Genomic DNA, 15,393 nt, shown 5'->3' with positions numbered 1-15,393 from the left:
TGTGCACGCTAACTGTCGAACGGTCAATGCGAAATACCCTCGCGTATGCCTGGCTGCGGTCGGTGGCATCAGCGGCCTAGGCTCGGCGAGCAGGCGATGTCGCGGACGGGAAGACGCCCGACCGGGACTAGAGTGTTGCACCGGGACTGCCCAGCATTGGGTCGGCACGTGGAGGTACGGCCATCGAAAGCCAGAACAACGGCGAGTCGCCCGGCGTGTCGTCGCCCGGTGACCAGTCCGGTGCCGCGGCCACCGGCCCGTCCGGCACACAGCCCGGCGCAGCGGCCACCGGCCCCGCCGACGCAGCGGTCACCGGCCCGCCCGGCGGTGCCCCCGGCGAGTCCGGCCCTCCGGCCGGCGGCGCGACCGGGACTCAGGCGGCTGACCGCTCCGGGGCCGCCGCGATCCGCTCCGTGCTGCGCATCCGGCCCTTCCGCCGGCTCTGGATCGTGCTCGGCGTTGCCTCCTTCGGCGACTGGCTGGGCCTGCTCGCCACCTCCGTCTTCGCCGCCGCCCAGGTCTCGGGCAGCACCGCGCAGGGCGCCGCGTTCGGCACCCTGATCGCCATCCGGCTGCTGCCCGCGCTGATCCTCGGCCCGGTGGCCGGCGTCCTCGCCGACCGGTTCGACCGGCGCTGGACGATGGTCATCTGCGACGTGCTGCGCTTCCTGCTCTTCGCCTCCATCCCGCTCTTCGCCCTCACCGGGGCCAGCGGCGGCCTGGTGGTCGGCTGGGCGGCGATCGCCACCTTCCTGATCGAGACGATCACCCTGCTGTGGATCCCGGCCAAGGAGGCCGCGGTCCCGAACCTGATCCCGCGCGCCCGGCTGGAGGCGGCCAACCAGCTCACCCTGATCACCACCTACGGCCTCACCCCGATCGCCGCCGCGCTCGGCTTGGCCCTGCTCGACCGTGGTGTCCGGGGCGCGACCGGCGGCGAGATCTCGTCCTGGGCCGAGCCGGCCCAGCTTGCGCTCTGGTTCAACGCGTTCTCCCGGCTGGCCACCGCACTGGTGGTCGCCCTCGGGATCAAGGAGATCAGCCAGACGCAGGCCACCGAGGCGGAGCGCACCGAGCAGGGCATGATGAGCCAGTTCACCGAGGGCTGGAAATACATCGGCCAGACCCCGCTGGTGCGCGGCCTGGTGCTCGGCATCTTCGGCGCTTTTGCCGGCGGTGGCATCGTGATCGGCACGGCGAAGTTCTTCGCCGCCTCGCTCGGCGCCGGCGACGCCGCCTTCTACCTGCTCTTCGGCGCGATGTTCATCGGCCTGGCCGTGGGCATCGGGCTCGGCCCGATGATCGTGCGGGACATGTCCCGGCGGCGCTGGTTCGGCATGAGCATCGTGCTGGCCAGCGCATCCGTGCTGGTGCTCGCGTTCGCCGTCCACCTGTCGATGGCGATTCTCGGCGCGATCCTGGTCGGCGCCGGCGCCGGCATGGCCTTCCTCGCCGGCACCACGCTGCTGGGCGGCGAGGTCGCCGACGAGGTGCGCGGCCGGGTCTTCGCGGTGGTGCAGATCGGCACCCGGCTGGTGCTGATCCTGGCCATCGGGCTGAGCAGCCTGCTGGTCGGCGTCGGTGGCTCGCGCCGGTTGGCCATCGCCGACCTCGGCATCTCCGTGTCCTCCACCCGGCTGCTGCTGCTCGTCGCGGGGGCCGCCGGCATCTTCGCCGGGATCAGCGCGTTCGGCCAGATGGACGACAAGAAGGGCGTGCCGGTCCTCGCCGACCTCTGGGGGTCGATCCGGGGCCGCCCGCTGATGCCGGCCGAGAAGTTCGTCTCCAGCGGGCTCTTCGTGGTCTTCGAGGGCGGCGAGGGCGCCGGCAAGTCCACCCAGCTCGCCGCGCTCGCCGAGCGGCTGCGCGGGCAGGGCCGGGAGGTCGTGGTGACCCGGGAGCCGGGCGCCACCGAAGTCGGCGAGCGGATCCGCTCGCTGCTGCTCGGCACCTCCGACGAGGCCCCGTCGCCGCGCGCCGAGGCGCTGCTCTACGCCGCCGATCGGGCGCACCATGTGGCGACCGTGGTCCGGCCGGCGCTCGTGCGGGGCGCGGTGGTGATCAGCGACCGGTACGTCGACTCGTCGCTGGCGTACCAGGGGGCCGGGCGGACGCTCCCCGTCGACGAGGTCTCCTGGCTCTCGTCCTGGGCCACCGGCGGGCTCAAGCCCGACCTGGTGGTGCTGCTCGACGTCGACCCGCACACCGGCCTGTCCCGGGTCGCGTCGCGCAACGTCGGGGCCGACCGGCTGGAGGCCGAGTCCATCGCCTTCCACGAGCGGGTCCGGTACGCGTTCCTCGACCTCGCCGCGAACGACCCGAAGCGCTACCTGGTCCTCGACGCGTCCCGCCCGGTCGGGGAAACCACCGCGTCGGTCGCCCGCCGGGTGCAGGAGTTCCTGGTCGACCTGTCCGGCATCGTGCACCCCCGACCCGCCCAGGGGCCGGACACCTCGGTGCAGCCGGAGTTATCCGACTCGGAGCTGGTGACGATGGAGCATCGGACCTGATGCCGGACGTCTTCGCCGACCTGGTCGGCCAGGACGAGGCGGTCGACACGCTGCGCCGCGCCGCCGCGTCGGCCGCCGCCGTCCTCCGCCAGGCCGCCGCCGCGCACGCGGCGGCCACCACCGGTCCGGCCGAGGACGACGACCTCGACGCCCTCGCCGCCGAGGCGGAGTCCGAGGCCGCCGAGGGCGGTGGCGCGGGCGACCCCGGGGCGGGGATGACCCACGCGTGGATCTTCACCGGGCCGCCCGGCTCGGGGCGCTCGGTGGCGGCGCGGGCCTTCGCCGCGGCCCTCCAGTGCGCGCACGGCACCGGCTGCGGCGCGTGCCAGGGCTGCCACACCACGCTGACCGGCACCCACGCCGACGTCCGGCTGGTGGTGCCCGAGGGCCTCTCCATCGGCGTGGGCGAGATGCGTGCCCTGGTGCTCCGGGCGGCCAGCACCCCGTCCGGCGGCCGGTGGCAGGTGGTGATCGTCGAAGACGCCGACCGGCTCACCGAGGCGGCCGGCAACGCGCTGCTCAAGGCCGTCGAGGAACCGCCGCCACGGACGGTCTTCATGCTCTGCGCCCCGTCCACCCACCCGGAGGACGTCTCCGTGACGATCCGGTCGCGCTGTCGGGTCGTACCGCTGCGGCAGCCGGCGCCCGAGGCGGTGGCCGAGGTGCTGGTCCGCCGGGACGGCGTCGCGCCGGAGATGGCGCGGTGGGCGGCGGCGGCCGCGCAGGGGCACGTGGGCCGGGCCCGGCGGCTCGCCCGCGACCCGGAGGCCCGCGCACGGCGCGATTCGGTGCTCGCGGTGCCGCGCCGGCTGAGCGGGGTGGGCGCCGCCTTCGACGCGGCGTCCGCGCTGATCGAGGCCGCCGAGGCGGAGGCCGGGGCGGCCGTGGCGGAGAGCGACGCCGCCGAGCGGGCCGCGTTGCAGACCGCGCTCGGCGCGGGCGGCACCGGACGGGGCGCGGCCGGCGCGATGCGCGGGTCCGCCGGCCAGATCAAGGACCTGGAGAAGCGGCAGAAGTCGCGGGCCACCCGGGCCCAGCGGGACGCCCTGGACCGGGCCCTGGTCGACCTCGCCGGGTTCTACCGGGACGCGCTGACCATGGCCCTGCGCGCGCCGGTCGCCCCGGTGCACACCGACACCGCCCCGCTGGCCGAGGCCGGCGCGCAGCGGTGGAACGCCGAGGGGTCGCTGCGCCGGCTGGAGGCCGTGTTGGAGTGCCGGACCGCCATCGAGGCGAACGTCAAGCCGCGGATCGCGGTGGAGGCGATGATGCTGACCCTCTGGAAGGGCTGACCCGGCCACCCCTGACCGGTTCGCCGGCCCATCGACACGCACGATTGGTGTGCGGTACGGTCCGGTGATGCCGCGGTGACGGTGGCGGCACACTCAGTGCGTGCACTGCCGGGAGGAGTCCGCGATGCCTCGGGGGGAGATCGACGAGGCCTGGATCGAGGAGGCGGTGCGGCGCTACCGCCGCATCGAGTCGTTGCAGGCCGAGTTCGACCGGGCGGTGGCGACCGTGGAGGTCACCGTGCGCTCCCCGGACGGGCTGGTCGAGGTGGTGGTCACCGCGGGCGGCCGGATCACCGACGTGCGGTTCCTCGGCCCGCTGCACAACCGTCACCCCCGCGACGTCGCCGGCTCGGTGCGGGCGGCGGTGGTCGCCGCCGCCGACGCCGCCGAGTGGGCCCGGGAGAAGCTGCACAACGAGACCTTCGCCGCGTACCGGCCGCTGGCGGGTGCCTGAATGGATGAGCTGCGAGCCCTCGCCGACCAGCTGGACGAGGCGAGCGCCACCCTCGGCGCCCTGGCCCGCGCGGTGACCGCTACCGACCCGCCGCAACCGGCGTTCGGCATCCACGTCCCCGGCCGGCCCGGCGAGATCGGCCGGGCGCTGCACCGGCGGTGGACCGAGGCCACCGGCGACCGGGCCCGGGAGGCGACCGTTGCGGCGGCCAGGCTCTCCGCCGCCGCCTCCACCGTGCGGGGCGTCGCCGACCGCTACGCGGGTGTCGACGACGCCGCCCGCCGACGGCTGGGCCGGGAGTTCTGATGGACGCCCTGGACCGCCTCGCCGAGCCGGGCCTGGAACTGCTCGGCCGGGTCGACACGCTGCTCGCCGACGGGGCGCCGGAGGGGCACCGGCTCTGGCCGCTGCTGCGTCGGATGCAGGTGCTGCCGGGCGACGCGGTGCGGGGCTTCCTCGACCTGCACCCGGCGCCGCTGACCGATGCCGGCCACGCGGTGCGGGCGCTCGTCCGCGGGTACGACGAGGTCTGCCGCACCCTCACCGACCCCGTCGCCTGGTCCGGGCCGGCCGCGTCCGCTTACGGCCAGGCGCGTTCGACGCTGCTGCGTCACCTCGACGAGGGCCCGGAGAGCCTGGTGGGCCGGCTGGAGTCGACGGCCGGATACGCCGACGCCCTAGCCGACTGGGTGGAGGGCAGCCGGCTCGCGCTGGCCCGGGCACTGGCCGACGTGCTCGGCTCCACCGAGGCGGTCCGGGTCCGCGCCGCCGCGCCGGGCACCGAGGCCGGGGGTGTGGGGCTGCTCGCGGCGGCGGACATCGCCTACCGGGTGCTCTCGATGCTCGGGGTGGCCTACGACGGCGCGGAGACGCTGCTGCGCCAGTGGTCGCCGAGCCTGGCGGAGACAACCTGGCGCGGGTCGACGGGCGGCCCGACCCGCTACGACACCGTCACCCGGGTCGGCCGCTGACGCTCCCCGGGCTGACGCGACCACGGCGTCGCGCCGGTGCGCCGGCGTGACCGGGCTTCCGGCGGCGACGCCGTGGTCTCCCCCTGCACCCCCGCAGGTCTTTCTCCCACTCAACGCCTCCGCCGGGCATTTGTCGTCCACCTCGGCCCGGAATCAGCCGTCCGGGCGAGGCGCATCGGGACAAGGGGCCGGCACCGATGGTACGAGTCGACGTCGGTGGATGGCTTCGTCCGGTGACCGGGCGGACACGGGCTGGGCGGGTGGTGACGGTTGCGCCGTCGTAGGGTGAGGGAATGGGCATGCTCTGCGCGGTCAGCTTCAATCGGTACGGGCGGCTCTACTACCTCGATCCGGGCGAGTTCCGCCCGCAGGTGGGCGACCGGGTGCTGGTCCCCACCGACGACGGCCCCGAGGTGGCGGAGTGCGTCTGGGCCGCCCAGTGGGTCGGCGAGGACACCGACGGCTTCCCGAAGCTGGCCGGGCTCGCCGGGGACGAAGACCTCAGCCGCGACGAGTTGCTGCGGCGCCGCAAGGCCGAGGCGAAGGTGGCCGCCAAGCGGCTGATCCGCGAGCACAGCCTGCCGATGAAGGTGGTCGCGATCGACCACGTCCTCGCCACCGCCGACGGCGATGGCGACCGGACCACGGTCTACTTCACCGCCCCGCACCGGGTCGACTTCCGCTCCCTGGTCCGCGACCTCGGGGCGACCCTGCACTGCCGGGTCGAGCTGCGTCAGCTCTCCGCCCGGGACTCCGCCCGGGTACAGGGTGGCATCGGCTCCTGCGGCCGGGACCTGTGCTGCGCCACCTTCCTCACCGACTTCGAGCCGGTGACCATCCGGATGGCCAAGGACCAGGACCTGCCGCTGAACCCGCTGCGCATCTCCGGCGCCTGTGGCCGGCTGATGTGCTGCCTGAAATACGAGCACCCGCTCTACTCCGGCAGCAGCGACTATCCCGCATCCGGTCAGCGGGTCGAGACGCCGGAGGGAACAGCGAAGGTGGTGTCCCGTCATCCCCCGAGCGAGACGGTCACCGTCCGGCAGATCTCCGACGGGTCCGTGAAGCGATGCTCCCTGGCCGCTGTCTGTGGGTCGCGCCAAGCCTACGAGGACCGGCCCTCGGCCTGACCCCCAGGTGGCACGCGGCAACCGCCCGTGACGACAGCACGGCCACCCGTCGGCCCGCTCCCGGTCAGGGGAGGAGGGTGATGGGGGGCTCGGCCAGGCGCGGGGCAAGAGGACGGGTGGGGGTCAGCCAGGACGCCTCGGGTGAGGTGTCGGCGTTGACCTTCCAGTCACGGGCGACGCGGTCCACCGCGACCGGGTAGATGGTCAGGGTGCCGTCGGGGTCGATGCGTATCCGCAGGAACGCCTTGGCGTCCTCGATGCCCTGGCCGGCGAAGAGCTCGTTGACGTTCACCCCGAAGGCCCCGGCAGCCAGGAGGTACGCCGCCACCAACTCGGCGGCCAGGAAGCCGATCACCGGGCCGTACACCACCGCGGCGGCGACCGCCGGCAGCGGCCAGGTCCAGTCGTAGAGGGGCAGCGACAGCCAGGCCCACGTCCCGGCGGCGGCCAGCGCCACGTGGGCCAGCCCATGCCCCACCCCGAGGATCCAGTGCCGGACGTGTCGCTTCCCACCGGCGCTGGGCGGCTTCGCGAAGAATCCCGCCCCGAGCATCGTCACCACCAGCATCGCCACCAGCGGGACGCTGAACAGTCGCTGTTCGGTGCCGCCGCCCCGGTTCGCCGCCACCCCGGCCATCGCCAGCATCAGCAGGGTGTGCAGGGTGCCGAGCAGGGTGGTGAAGCCCGGGTTGCGTCTCGGCAGCCGGCCGAAGACCCCCCAGCCGTAGCGCCGGGAGCGGGCCTTGTCGGGGAAGCGGGCCACCAGGTCGTACGGGCGGGTGCGGCTGGCCCGTCGGGAGAGGGTGTCGCGTGGCGGCACCTCGATCCGTTCGGGCAGGTGGTGGGTGGGGTACAGGTACGCCCCGCCGCTGCCACAGGTGATCAACTGCCGGTCCGGGCCGGTGTACCGGGCGTAGTGGTGCAGGTCGCCGGAGACCAGTAGCCGCACCTGGGCGCCCGTCGGGGTGACGATGGTCCGGATGAAGTAGTCGATCGAGTCGTACGCCGAGGGGTCGTCACCGGCCTTCACCCAGGTGGGCGCCGGCACGGCCACGATCACCCTGCTCTGCGGCCCCAGCTTCTTCGCCACGGCGTCGAAGTAGGTGAGCTGCGGGTCGTCCAGGTACGAGCCGGACTGGTCGTCGAGGCCGAGCAGCCACCAGTCGGCGGGCAGCTCCACCGCGAAGTACGAGCGGGACTGCCCGGTCGCCCAGCCGCCGAAGTGTCGGTCCCGGGACCGCACGAACAGCCGCAGGAACGCGGTCAGCCCGTCGTACCAGTCGTGGTTGCCCGGCACCGCGAACAGGGTGGGCCGGCCGGGCGGCGTGACCGGCAGCGCGGCCTGGTACGGCCCCTTGCACCGGTCCTCGTAGGCGGAGTAGGACGCCGACGGGTAGACCTGGTCGCCGCCCATCACCAGGGTCTGCGCCCGGGGCAGCCGGTGCCCGTCGACCTGAAGCTCCGGCTGCGCGAGCAGGTACGCCACGGAGTATGTGCTGTTGAAGCCGTCCCCGAGGTCGGCCACGTAGTCCAGCCACAGCCCGCCGTCCGGGCCGACCTGGCGGAAGATCCCGTCGCCGAACGCGTTCTGCAGCTCCCGCTTGTCCAGGTACGCCCCGAAGAGCATCGCCAGCAGCGTACGCAGGCCGGTGCTGATCAGCAGGAGCGGCGCGAGCCAGGGCACCGGCTTGCGCGGGGTGAAGCCCAGCTCCAGCGGATCCGTGCTGCGGGGCCGGCGCGCGGAGCGGGCGAAGGAGTCGTCGTCCGGGCCGTCGACGGGGGTGGGATCGTCGGTCACCCGCCGCAGCGTAGTCCCGGCGAGGTGGCATGCGCTGTCAGGTGTGGGCAGCGACGGGCAGGATGTCCGGTTGATCGTCGTGGCTCATCCCGTTTGCGTCGGTGGCCGGGGCGTGCCGTAGACTTGCTGATCGTTGCCGCCTTAGCTCAGTCGGCTAGAGCGACGCACTCGTAATGCGTAGGTCGACGGTTCGATTCCGTCAGGCGGCTCAGAGAGGCCCTGGCCAGCATCAGTGCTGGTCAGGGCCTCATTTCCATCGATGTAGTTTTGAATCGCCCCCCCGAACCCCCCAGAAACGCCTACCGGCGATCAGGTTCAGCGCACCTGCCAGCGGGGGTGCAGCCAGTAACCGTGGTGATCTCCATCGGTCTGAGGCGGGCCCGTGACGACCCCGGCGCCCCAGAGACCCGGTGTTGGGAAGGCTCCGGTTGACCCGGTGACCCAAAACAGCACCGGCTGTCCGGCCGTGAACCGCTCGCGGTACCGGCTTATTGTCCAGCTGTGGATGGTGTGGTTGCCATCGCCGATGAATCTCGGTAGGTCCACATGGCTGGGTTGCACTTGATCATTATCGTGGCGAGGTAGGTCTGCTTGAGCTGTCGGCGTTCCGCCGGTCGATCATTAGCCACTCTTCGACGTAGGGCGGCAGGCTGAACCGCAGGGTGTAGAAGAGATCGCTACTGTCGGCAGGGCAGCTTTGGCTAACCGGGTCGACGGCACGCTCAGGACACATGAGCGCAATCCGGCCGGAGTCCACGGATCTGGCAGGGCGCCTCCGCCCGTCAGCGTGCCCTGCCGTGCCCCGGATCACCGCACGTGATTCGCCGCCGCTCACGTCATCCGGCCAGCCGCTCGCACAGGGCGGCCAGGGTGTCGACATTTCCCGGCCCGACCATCGTCATGTGGTCGAGGCCGCTGCTGTGCACCGTGATCGGGCCGCCGGAGATGTCCCGCCAGCCCTGGACGTAGTCGTCGGCGCTGCCGTGCACGACGGCGGAAGTCTCGTCCGGGCCGGCGGCGCGGCCCTCGGCGCTGAGCACGAGATCGATCTCGCCGTCGTAGGGTTCCGGCCGGTATGCCACGAACGCGCTGTGCAGCAGCCCGCACGCCGTCAGGGGTAGGGCCTGGTGGAAGAAGTCGTGGACGGCGGCCCGGCGCAACTGGTGCTCAGAGCTGTCCGGCTCGGCCTCGCTCATCCGGCTTACCTGGGGACGATCGGCTTCGGCGTGCCGGCTGAGCCGCCGCATCAGCAGGGCTTTCCGGTTTTCCTGCGTCGCTGGGTGGTGCTTCAGGCCGTCGGTCATGGTGGTCTCCTCGCCGCCGCTCTCTTCCTCGACCATCGGGAGCGCGGGCGTGTCCGTCAACGCGTACGGGCCGGTCTGGCGGCAGTCCGCCACCCTCGGGCCGCCGCATCGCAGCGGGTCAGACGTGTCCGGCCAGCAGCGCGTCGCCGAGCGCGGTCCGGCTGTACCACACCGAGCGGCCGGCCCGGGCCGCCGTGACGGTACCCGCGGCGAGCAGGATGGACAGGTGTTCTCCCACGGTGCCGAGGCTCAGCCCGTGCAGCGCGGCGAGCTGGCTCGGGGTGCCGGGGGTGTCCAGGCTGCGCAGCAGCCGGGCGCGGGACGTGCCGATCAGCGCGTCGGCCCCGCTGCCGTCGGACGGTCCATCGGGTGATCCGACCCCGCGGGCGGGATAGACCACGACGTACGCCTCCGGCGGCCGGAGGCCGAGCCATCCGGCGCCCAGGGCGCACGGCACGAAGATCAGTTGTGCGCGACCGACGTGCTCCTCCGCGCCCTCGTAGGCGTTGACCTTGATCCGGCCGGCGCCGAGCCAGCGGACCTCCGGCCCCAGCCCGGTCAACGCCTGCGCCCAGCCCGCGGTCACCAGGAGGCCGGCGCGGTGGATGATGTCGCGCTCGAGGACCGCCCGATGCCGTGGCCAGTCCGATTTCACGCAGGCCGTCCACACGCGCTCCAGGATGCGCGTCACCCGCGGAACGAGGTCGGGCGCGGCGAGGGACGCCGGCATCGGGCCACCGAGGCTCGTCGCCAGGTCGTCCCTGGCCTTCTCGGGCGGGGTGCGGGCCACGGCGGCGAGTTCCGCGGCGAACGTGGCCGACCGGCCGAGGGCGAGCGGCGTGAGGAAGTCGGGGAACCAGGACGTCCGGGCCAGAAGCTCCAGCAGCGCGCGGCCGGCCTCGTCGCGGCCGACCTCCTCGGCCGCCGCGCGGTGCCGCGCTGTCCAGCTCGCCGCGGTCGGGCCGAGCCGGCGTCCCGCGAGCAGGCTCAGCGCCGCGACCGTCTCGGCCAGCGGTGAAACGGCGAAACGCGCCGTCGCCATCGTCTGCGAATCCACGTGGAGCGTCGTCATACTTCGCCTCAGACCGAAACAATGTCGTCGTGCCCACCTTAGAGTCGAGACTCCGAGGTATGCACACTTACCGGGATCTGTACGCGGTGCGGCAGTTCCGTGTGGTCTTCGCCGCCAACTCGACAAACGTCGCCGGCACCACGATCCAGCAGCTGGCACTGTCGGCGCTGGTCTTCGCGGGCACGGGCTCGGCACTGTGGGCTGCGATCGCCTATCTTGCGGGATTCGCCCCCCAGGCCCTCGGCGCGATGACGCTCATCTCGCTGGCCGACCGGGTCCGGCCACGGACCTTCCTGCCGCTGTGGGACTGCGTCCGCGCGGCTGTGGCGCTGGCGCTGGCGCGCACAGGCCTTCCGGTGTGGACGATGCTGTGTCTCGTGATCGCCGTCGGGGTGGGTGACGCGGTGGCCGCCGCCGTGCGTCAGGCTCTGCTGGTCGACATCCTCGGCGACGGGCTGTACGTGCTGGGACGCTCCGTGCTCAACATCAGCGTCGGCGGCATGCAGATTCTGGGGTACGCGGTGGGTGGCACGCTGCTCGGCGTCCTCGGTCCGCACGTCGCACTCCTCGGCAGCGCCGCGGCCGCGCTGACCACCGCGGCTGTCGTCGCCGTCGGGTTGGCGTCCTATCCGCCCCGCGCCACCGGGCGGTCGGTTCTCTCGGCCACCTTCGCGGTTAACCGGGTGCTGTTCACCACCCCGGCGATCCGTACGTTGTTGCTCGTCCAGTGGGTGCCCAACGGCCTCATCGTCGGGGCGGAGGCCCTGTTCGTGCCGTACGCCGGCAACTTCGCCGGCATCTTGTTCGTCTCGGCCGCGGTGGGGATGCTCGTGGGTGACGTCATCGTCGGCAGGTGGGTCCCGACCGCCACCCGGCTCCGGCTCATCCTGCCGTTGCAGGCGCTGTTGGCGTTGCCGTACCTCGTCTTCTTCCTCGAGCCGACGGTATGGGCGGGCGCCGTCGCCGTTGCCCTGGCCTCCTTCGGCTTCGCCTCCTCGCTGGCGCTGCAGGACCTCTACGTTCGCGCGGTGCCAGCGGACTTGCGCGGGCAGGCCATGGGCCTGGTCGGCAGCGGCATGATGACGTGCCAGGCGCTGGCCGCGGCCCTGGCCGGCGGGCTCGCCGACCTGTCGAGGGCCGGCACCGCGATCGCGGTCTGCGCCACCCTGTCGCTCGCCGTCGGCCTCGCGCTGCATCCGTCGCTGCGCCGACGTGCGATGTCCCTGGCGTCCCAGCGGTGACGTCCCACGCGCCGGCCGATCATCCCGTCGGGTCGGCGCCGAAGGGGTTCAGCACCTCGTGCGTGGAGGCCAACAGGTCGCTCATCGTTGCCGTGGATGCCGTGCCGGCCAGGGCCGGTCCGCACCCGGATCAGCCCGGCCGCGTGCGCGGCGAGGCGTTCGGCCGTCGCGCTGTCCGCAGCTCGGGCAATCACCATCCCGCAGCGGTCCTCCGACCAGTTCAAGGGCCGGATCAGCTGCCCGGGAACGGCCGTGACCTCGACCGTGACGACTCCCTCGGCGGCGAGCGCGTCCGGCACGCCGTCGACGGCATCCACCCGGCCCGGCTCGGCTCGGCGATGAGGAAACGTACCGCCGCGGCGCCGTCGCCGATCGGCGCCACCAGTTCGGGCCCGGCTGGCCGGGCCAGCTGGTAGCCGAGCGCCTCGCGGTCCGTGCCGTAGACGATGCGCATCAGGTCGACGATGTGGTCGCCCGCGCAGCGGTTGTGCGACTCGATGGCTCGCGGCCCGTCGGCGGTGATGATGATCTCGGTATGGGGGTGCCTTCGACCAAGCCGATCGCGTCCAGCAGGCGCACGGTGAGATCCGATGCCGCCGCGGCCTCGGGCTCGTCCAGCACGGCCGGGACGACGTGCCCGAGCTCCACCACGCCTGTGCTGGATCACCCCCGACCGCGGCCCGCAACTCGGCGACGCGCTGCCCGGTCTGCGGTTCATGCTGCTGGACGAAGCGGGTCAGCCGGTGGACGACGGCAGCACCGGGGAGATCGTCCTGGCCGGCGCAGGCCGGCCGCGGCGAGGATCTCGTACCAGTCGTCCAGGTCGACGCGCGGGTCGATCGGCCGACCCGTCGGCCCACAAAAACACGAGGTCGTTTTCCTCGTGCAGCTTGCCCAACGACTTGCGCGCCGCCTTCTGCCTGCGCTGGTGCTCGCGCAGTCCGCGACGCAGCGTCTCCGGCAGCGCCACCACGTCAGTAGCCACCTCGTCGTCCTCCGGCGCCGTCCACGTCTTCGGCCGGGTCAGGACCAGGCCGCCGCCGGTGCGGTCCGGGCAGCGGGCCGCGTGCCGGGTGCAGCCCGCTGGGGATGGGCGGAGGGCACGCCCGCTGGTGTAGCCGACATCGACCGGCCGACGCCCGGTTCGGGCACCGCCACGCCTGCCGGTAGCAGGCATCCGGTCGGGCACAGCCGTGACCCAGGTCGGCGGGCAGGCTTCCCGCCGGCAGTGCTGGGCGGCGCAGGCGGCCGGGTCGGCGCAGGCGTGCCGCCATCGCAGCCGCTGGAGCTGCCAGTCCCGGGCGATCGTGCCCGCGTCGAGGTCGACGCACTTCCAGGTGAGCCCGAGTGCCTCGCCCTGTCGGGGGCCGATGGTCAGCCCGACCATCCACCGCAGCGCGGTCGGCCGGCGGGCGATGGCCGCGATCAGCTGCCGGGCCTGGGCGACGGTCAGCGGACGGCGGTGTGGCTCGTCCCGATCGTCCCGCAGTACCCGTGGGCCAAGACCGGGGTCGCGATGCTGCTGGCCGTGCTGAACCTGGCTGTCACCTTCATCACCGACGGGATCACCTACGCCGAGGCGGTCAACCTTGCCCTGGCGGGCCTCGGCGTACTCAGCATCGCCGCCATGCCCGCCCGCAGCCTCGGCGTTCCCGCGCCCCGGTAGGTTCTCCGCTGCGGTGCTGCAGGCGCCGACTGCTCTCGACGCGCCCCGCCGGCTCCGGCCGACGGGGCGCGTTCGTTTTGTACGGTGATGCTGACCGCAGCATCGACCTGGCGTACGGCATGGTCCTGGAGCTCGCCGAGGACTTCGACGAGGCGACCTGCCGCACCGCGCCGAAGCCGCACAAGCCGCTGGTCTGGTTCCTCGGCCACCTCACCTGCGCCACCGACTACTTCTCCACTCTGCACCAGGGAACCGAGGCGGCGGTGACGCCGGAGTTCTCGGCGCCCTTCGCCGGCAACGCCACCGTCGACTTCAGCGGCTCGCCACCGCTGGCCGAGATGCTCGCCCTCTACACCCACGTGCACGAGCGGGCCCGCGGCTTCATCGCCGGTCTGACGCCGGCCGATCTGGCCCGCGACACCGAGATGGAACCGTTTGGCGACGACCGTCTGAAGAACCTCGGAAAGGCGCTTTCCATCATTCAGATGCACGACGCCTACCACTGCGGCCAGCTCGCCTGCCTGCGCGTCGCGCTCGGTAAGCACGTCCCGTTCTGATCCCGAGACGAGCTGAACCGGAAAATAGCAAGATCCACTTTGTGCGATAAAGTTTTGCAGTAAGACCCTCATTCAGGGTTCGGTCCCCAGGAAAGGAAACTTTTTGGCACACCTCGCTTTCTTTAACATCCCGGCCGTCGGACACGTCAACCCGACGCTGCCGGTGGTGGAGGAGTTGGTCCGCCGAGGACACCGCGTCACCTACACGGTCACGGATCACTTCGTCGCCTCGGTCGAGGCGGCGGGAGCGGAGCCGGTGCTGTACGAATCCGTCTTCGGCGACTACTACCGCCACCCGTACACCGCGGAGGAGCTGCCCAAGGAGGGTCTGCGCTTCCTCGAGGAGGCCACCTCGACGCTGCCCCGTTTCGAGGAGTTCTACGCCGACAACAAGCCGGACGTCATCCTCTACGACCAGATGGCCTGGGCGGCGCGCTTCCTCGGCCGCAAGTGGAACATTCCGGTGGTGCGGCTGCACCCCTCGTACGGCGCCAACGAGTCCTGGTCGCTGCAGGCCAAGTTTCCGATGGCGACCTTCGACGAGGGGCCGGTCGTGGAGATGGCCGGCAAGCTCGCCGCGCTGCTGCCCTCGATGGGGTACGAGAACACCGGCCCGATGGAGTTCTTCACCCACATCGAGAAGCTCGCCCTGGTGTTCGTCCCCCGGGAGTTCCACTACGACGGCGACACCTTCGACGAGCGGTTCGTCTTCACCGGCCCGTGCCTTGGCGACCGCTCCAAGGTGCAGGGCAGCTGGTCGCACGACGGTGACGAGCCGGTGTTGCTGATCTCGCTGGGCACCGCGTTCACCGGCTGGTCGGAGTTCTTCGACACCGCGATCGAGGCGTTCGGCGGCACGCCGTACCGGGTGGTCATGGCGGTCGGCAACCACGTCGATCCGGAGACCCTGGGCGAGCTGCCGGCCAACTTCGAGGTGCACCGCCGAGTGAACCAGCTCGACGTGCTCGCCAAGGCCGCCCTCTTCGTCACCCACGGCGGGATGAACAGCGCCATGGAGTCGCTCTACTACGGGGTGCCGATGGTCGTTATCCCGCAGATGAGCGAGCAGGTGGCCACGGCGCTGCGGGTCGAGGAGCTCAGCCTGGGCCGCTACCTCAAGCGCGAGGAGACCACCGTGGAATCCCTGCGCAAGGCGGTCGCCGACGTCACCCAGGACGCAACCGTGACCGAGCGGGTGCGCGCCATGCGTGACAGCATCCGCGCCGTTGACGGCCCAGTGGTGGCCGCCGACGCCGTCGAGCGGTATCTCGCCTCCGAGAGCCGCTGATGAGGGCCGGGCCCGCGTTGTTCCCCCGACGGCGCGGTCCCGCCCCCTCCTTTCTGTAACACCATTTTCCCTTTTTTTGAAACACCATTTTTCTTCCTTTCTGTCAGTGC

15 protein-coding genes and 1 tRNA gene are annotated in these 15,393 nt (G+C 72.3%); 10 read left to right on the top strand and 6 right to left on the bottom strand.

All coding sequences use genetic code 11. The annotated features are described in order from the left end of the window. The first annotated feature begins 146 nt into the window (after positions 1-146). The 6 genes from tmk (at position 147) to SNR22_RS20380 (ending at position 6,357) form a co-directional block, all read left to right on the top strand. Positions 147-2,510 (top strand): dTMP kinase, encoded by a 2,364-nt coding sequence (gene tmk / locus SNR22_RS20405; protein ID WP_413775668.1) that lies wholly within the window; start codon positions 147-149, stop codon positions 2,508-2,510. Continuing rightward, the gene (locus SNR22_RS20400; protein ID WP_320068212.1) at positions 2,510-3,802 is read left to right on the top strand and encodes a DNA polymerase III subunit delta'; all 1,293 of its coding nucleotides are present in this window, start codon (positions 2,510-2,512) and stop codon (positions 3,800-3,802) included. The genes tmk and SNR22_RS20400 overlap by 1 nt, the downstream gene beginning before the upstream one ends. A 124-nt stretch (positions 3,803-3,926) precedes the next feature. Continuing rightward, positions 3,927-4,256 (top strand): YbaB/EbfC family nucleoid-associated protein, encoded by a 330-nt coding sequence (locus SNR22_RS20395; protein ID WP_320068211.1) that lies wholly within the window; start codon positions 3,927-3,929, stop codon positions 4,254-4,256. Next, positions 4,257-4,562 carry a hypothetical protein gene (locus SNR22_RS20390; protein WP_320068210.1) on the top strand — a complete coding sequence of 102 codons (306 nt, stop codon included), beginning with the start codon at positions 4,257-4,259 and terminating at the stop codon, positions 4,560-4,562. Further along, the gene (locus SNR22_RS20385) at positions 4,562-5,227 is read left to right on the top strand and encodes a hypothetical protein (protein ID WP_320068209.1); all 666 of its coding nucleotides are present in this window, start codon (positions 4,562-4,564) and stop codon (positions 5,225-5,227) included. The genes SNR22_RS20390 and SNR22_RS20385 overlap by 1 nt, the downstream gene beginning before the upstream one ends. A 293-nt stretch (positions 5,228-5,520) precedes the next feature. Then, entirely contained in the window at positions 5,521-6,357 is an 837-nt protein-coding gene (locus tag SNR22_RS20380) for a regulatory iron-sulfur-containing complex subunit RicT (protein ID WP_320068208.1), read from the top strand. A 64-nt stretch (positions 6,358-6,421) separates the two neighbouring features. On the opposite strand, the gene SNR22_RS20375 is transcribed toward SNR22_RS20380, so the two are convergent. Beyond that, positions 6,422-8,155 (bottom strand): metallophosphoesterase, encoded by a 1,734-nt coding sequence (locus tag SNR22_RS20375; protein WP_320068207.1) that lies wholly within the window; start codon positions 8,153-8,155, stop codon positions 6,422-6,424. A 135-nt stretch (positions 8,156-8,290) separates the two neighbouring features. On the opposite strand from SNR22_RS20375, the gene SNR22_RS20370 reads away from it, so the two are divergent. Next, positions 8,291-8,364: transfer RNA gene (locus SNR22_RS20370), tRNA-Thr, on the top strand. A 627-nt stretch (positions 8,365-8,991) separates the two neighbouring features. On the opposite strand, the gene SNR22_RS20365 is transcribed toward SNR22_RS20370, so the two are convergent. From SNR22_RS20365 to SNR22_RS20345, 5 genes are all read right to left on the bottom strand, one after another. Beyond that, positions 8,992-9,552: a hypothetical protein gene (locus SNR22_RS20365; protein WP_320068206.1), complete on the bottom strand. Its 561-nt coding sequence runs from the start codon at positions 9,550-9,552 to the stop codon at positions 8,992-8,994. 25 nt (positions 9,553-9,577) lie between these two features. Further along, positions 9,578-10,531, bottom strand: coding sequence for an ArsR family transcriptional regulator (locus SNR22_RS20360; RefSeq protein WP_320068205.1), 954 nt, complete (start codon positions 10,529-10,531; stop codon positions 9,578-9,580). Positions 10,532-11,546: 1,015 nt separating this feature from the next. Beyond that, complete coding sequence (locus SNR22_RS29430) at positions 11,547-12,071, bottom strand: hypothetical protein (RefSeq protein WP_413775665.1); 525 nt, start codon at positions 12,069-12,071, stop codon at positions 11,547-11,549. Then, positions 12,005-12,226 (bottom strand): hypothetical protein, encoded by a 222-nt coding sequence (locus SNR22_RS20350; RefSeq protein WP_320068203.1) that lies wholly within the window; start codon positions 12,224-12,226, stop codon positions 12,005-12,007. Before SNR22_RS20350 ends, SNR22_RS29430 begins: the two co-directional genes overlap by 67 nt. Before the next feature lie 282 nt (positions 12,227-12,508). Then, positions 12,509-13,159 (bottom strand): hypothetical protein, encoded by a 651-nt coding sequence (locus tag SNR22_RS20345; RefSeq protein ID WP_320068202.1) that lies wholly within the window; start codon positions 13,157-13,159, stop codon positions 12,509-12,511. Between the two features lie 75 nt (positions 13,160-13,234). Here SNR22_RS20345 and SNR22_RS20340 point away from each other — a divergent pair, with 75 nt between their 5' ends. From SNR22_RS20340 to SNR22_RS20330, 3 genes are all read left to right on the top strand, one after another. Further along, a complete protein-coding gene (locus SNR22_RS20340) occupies positions 13,235-13,438 on the top strand; it encodes a hypothetical protein (protein ID WP_320068201.1) in 204 nt (67 codons plus the stop codon). A gap of 77 nt (positions 13,439-13,515) precedes the next feature. Next, a complete protein-coding gene (locus SNR22_RS20335; RefSeq protein WP_320068200.1) occupies positions 13,516-13,995 on the top strand; it encodes a DinB family protein in 480 nt (159 codons plus the stop codon). A gap of 103 nt (positions 13,996-14,098) precedes the next feature. Continuing rightward, a complete protein-coding gene (locus SNR22_RS20330; protein ID WP_320068199.1) occupies positions 14,099-15,283 on the top strand; it encodes a macrolide family glycosyltransferase in 1,185 nt (394 codons plus the stop codon). Positions 15,284-15,393: the final 110 nt, after the last annotated feature.

It is taken from the genome of Micromonospora sp. RTGN7 (assembly GCF_033804645.1).
Classification (GTDB): Bacteria; Actinomycetota; Actinomycetes; order Mycobacteriales; family Micromonosporaceae; genus Micromonospora.
The sequence above is the reverse complement of the archived record's forward strand: the minus strand, read 5'-3'. Positions and strand labels throughout refer to the sequence as shown.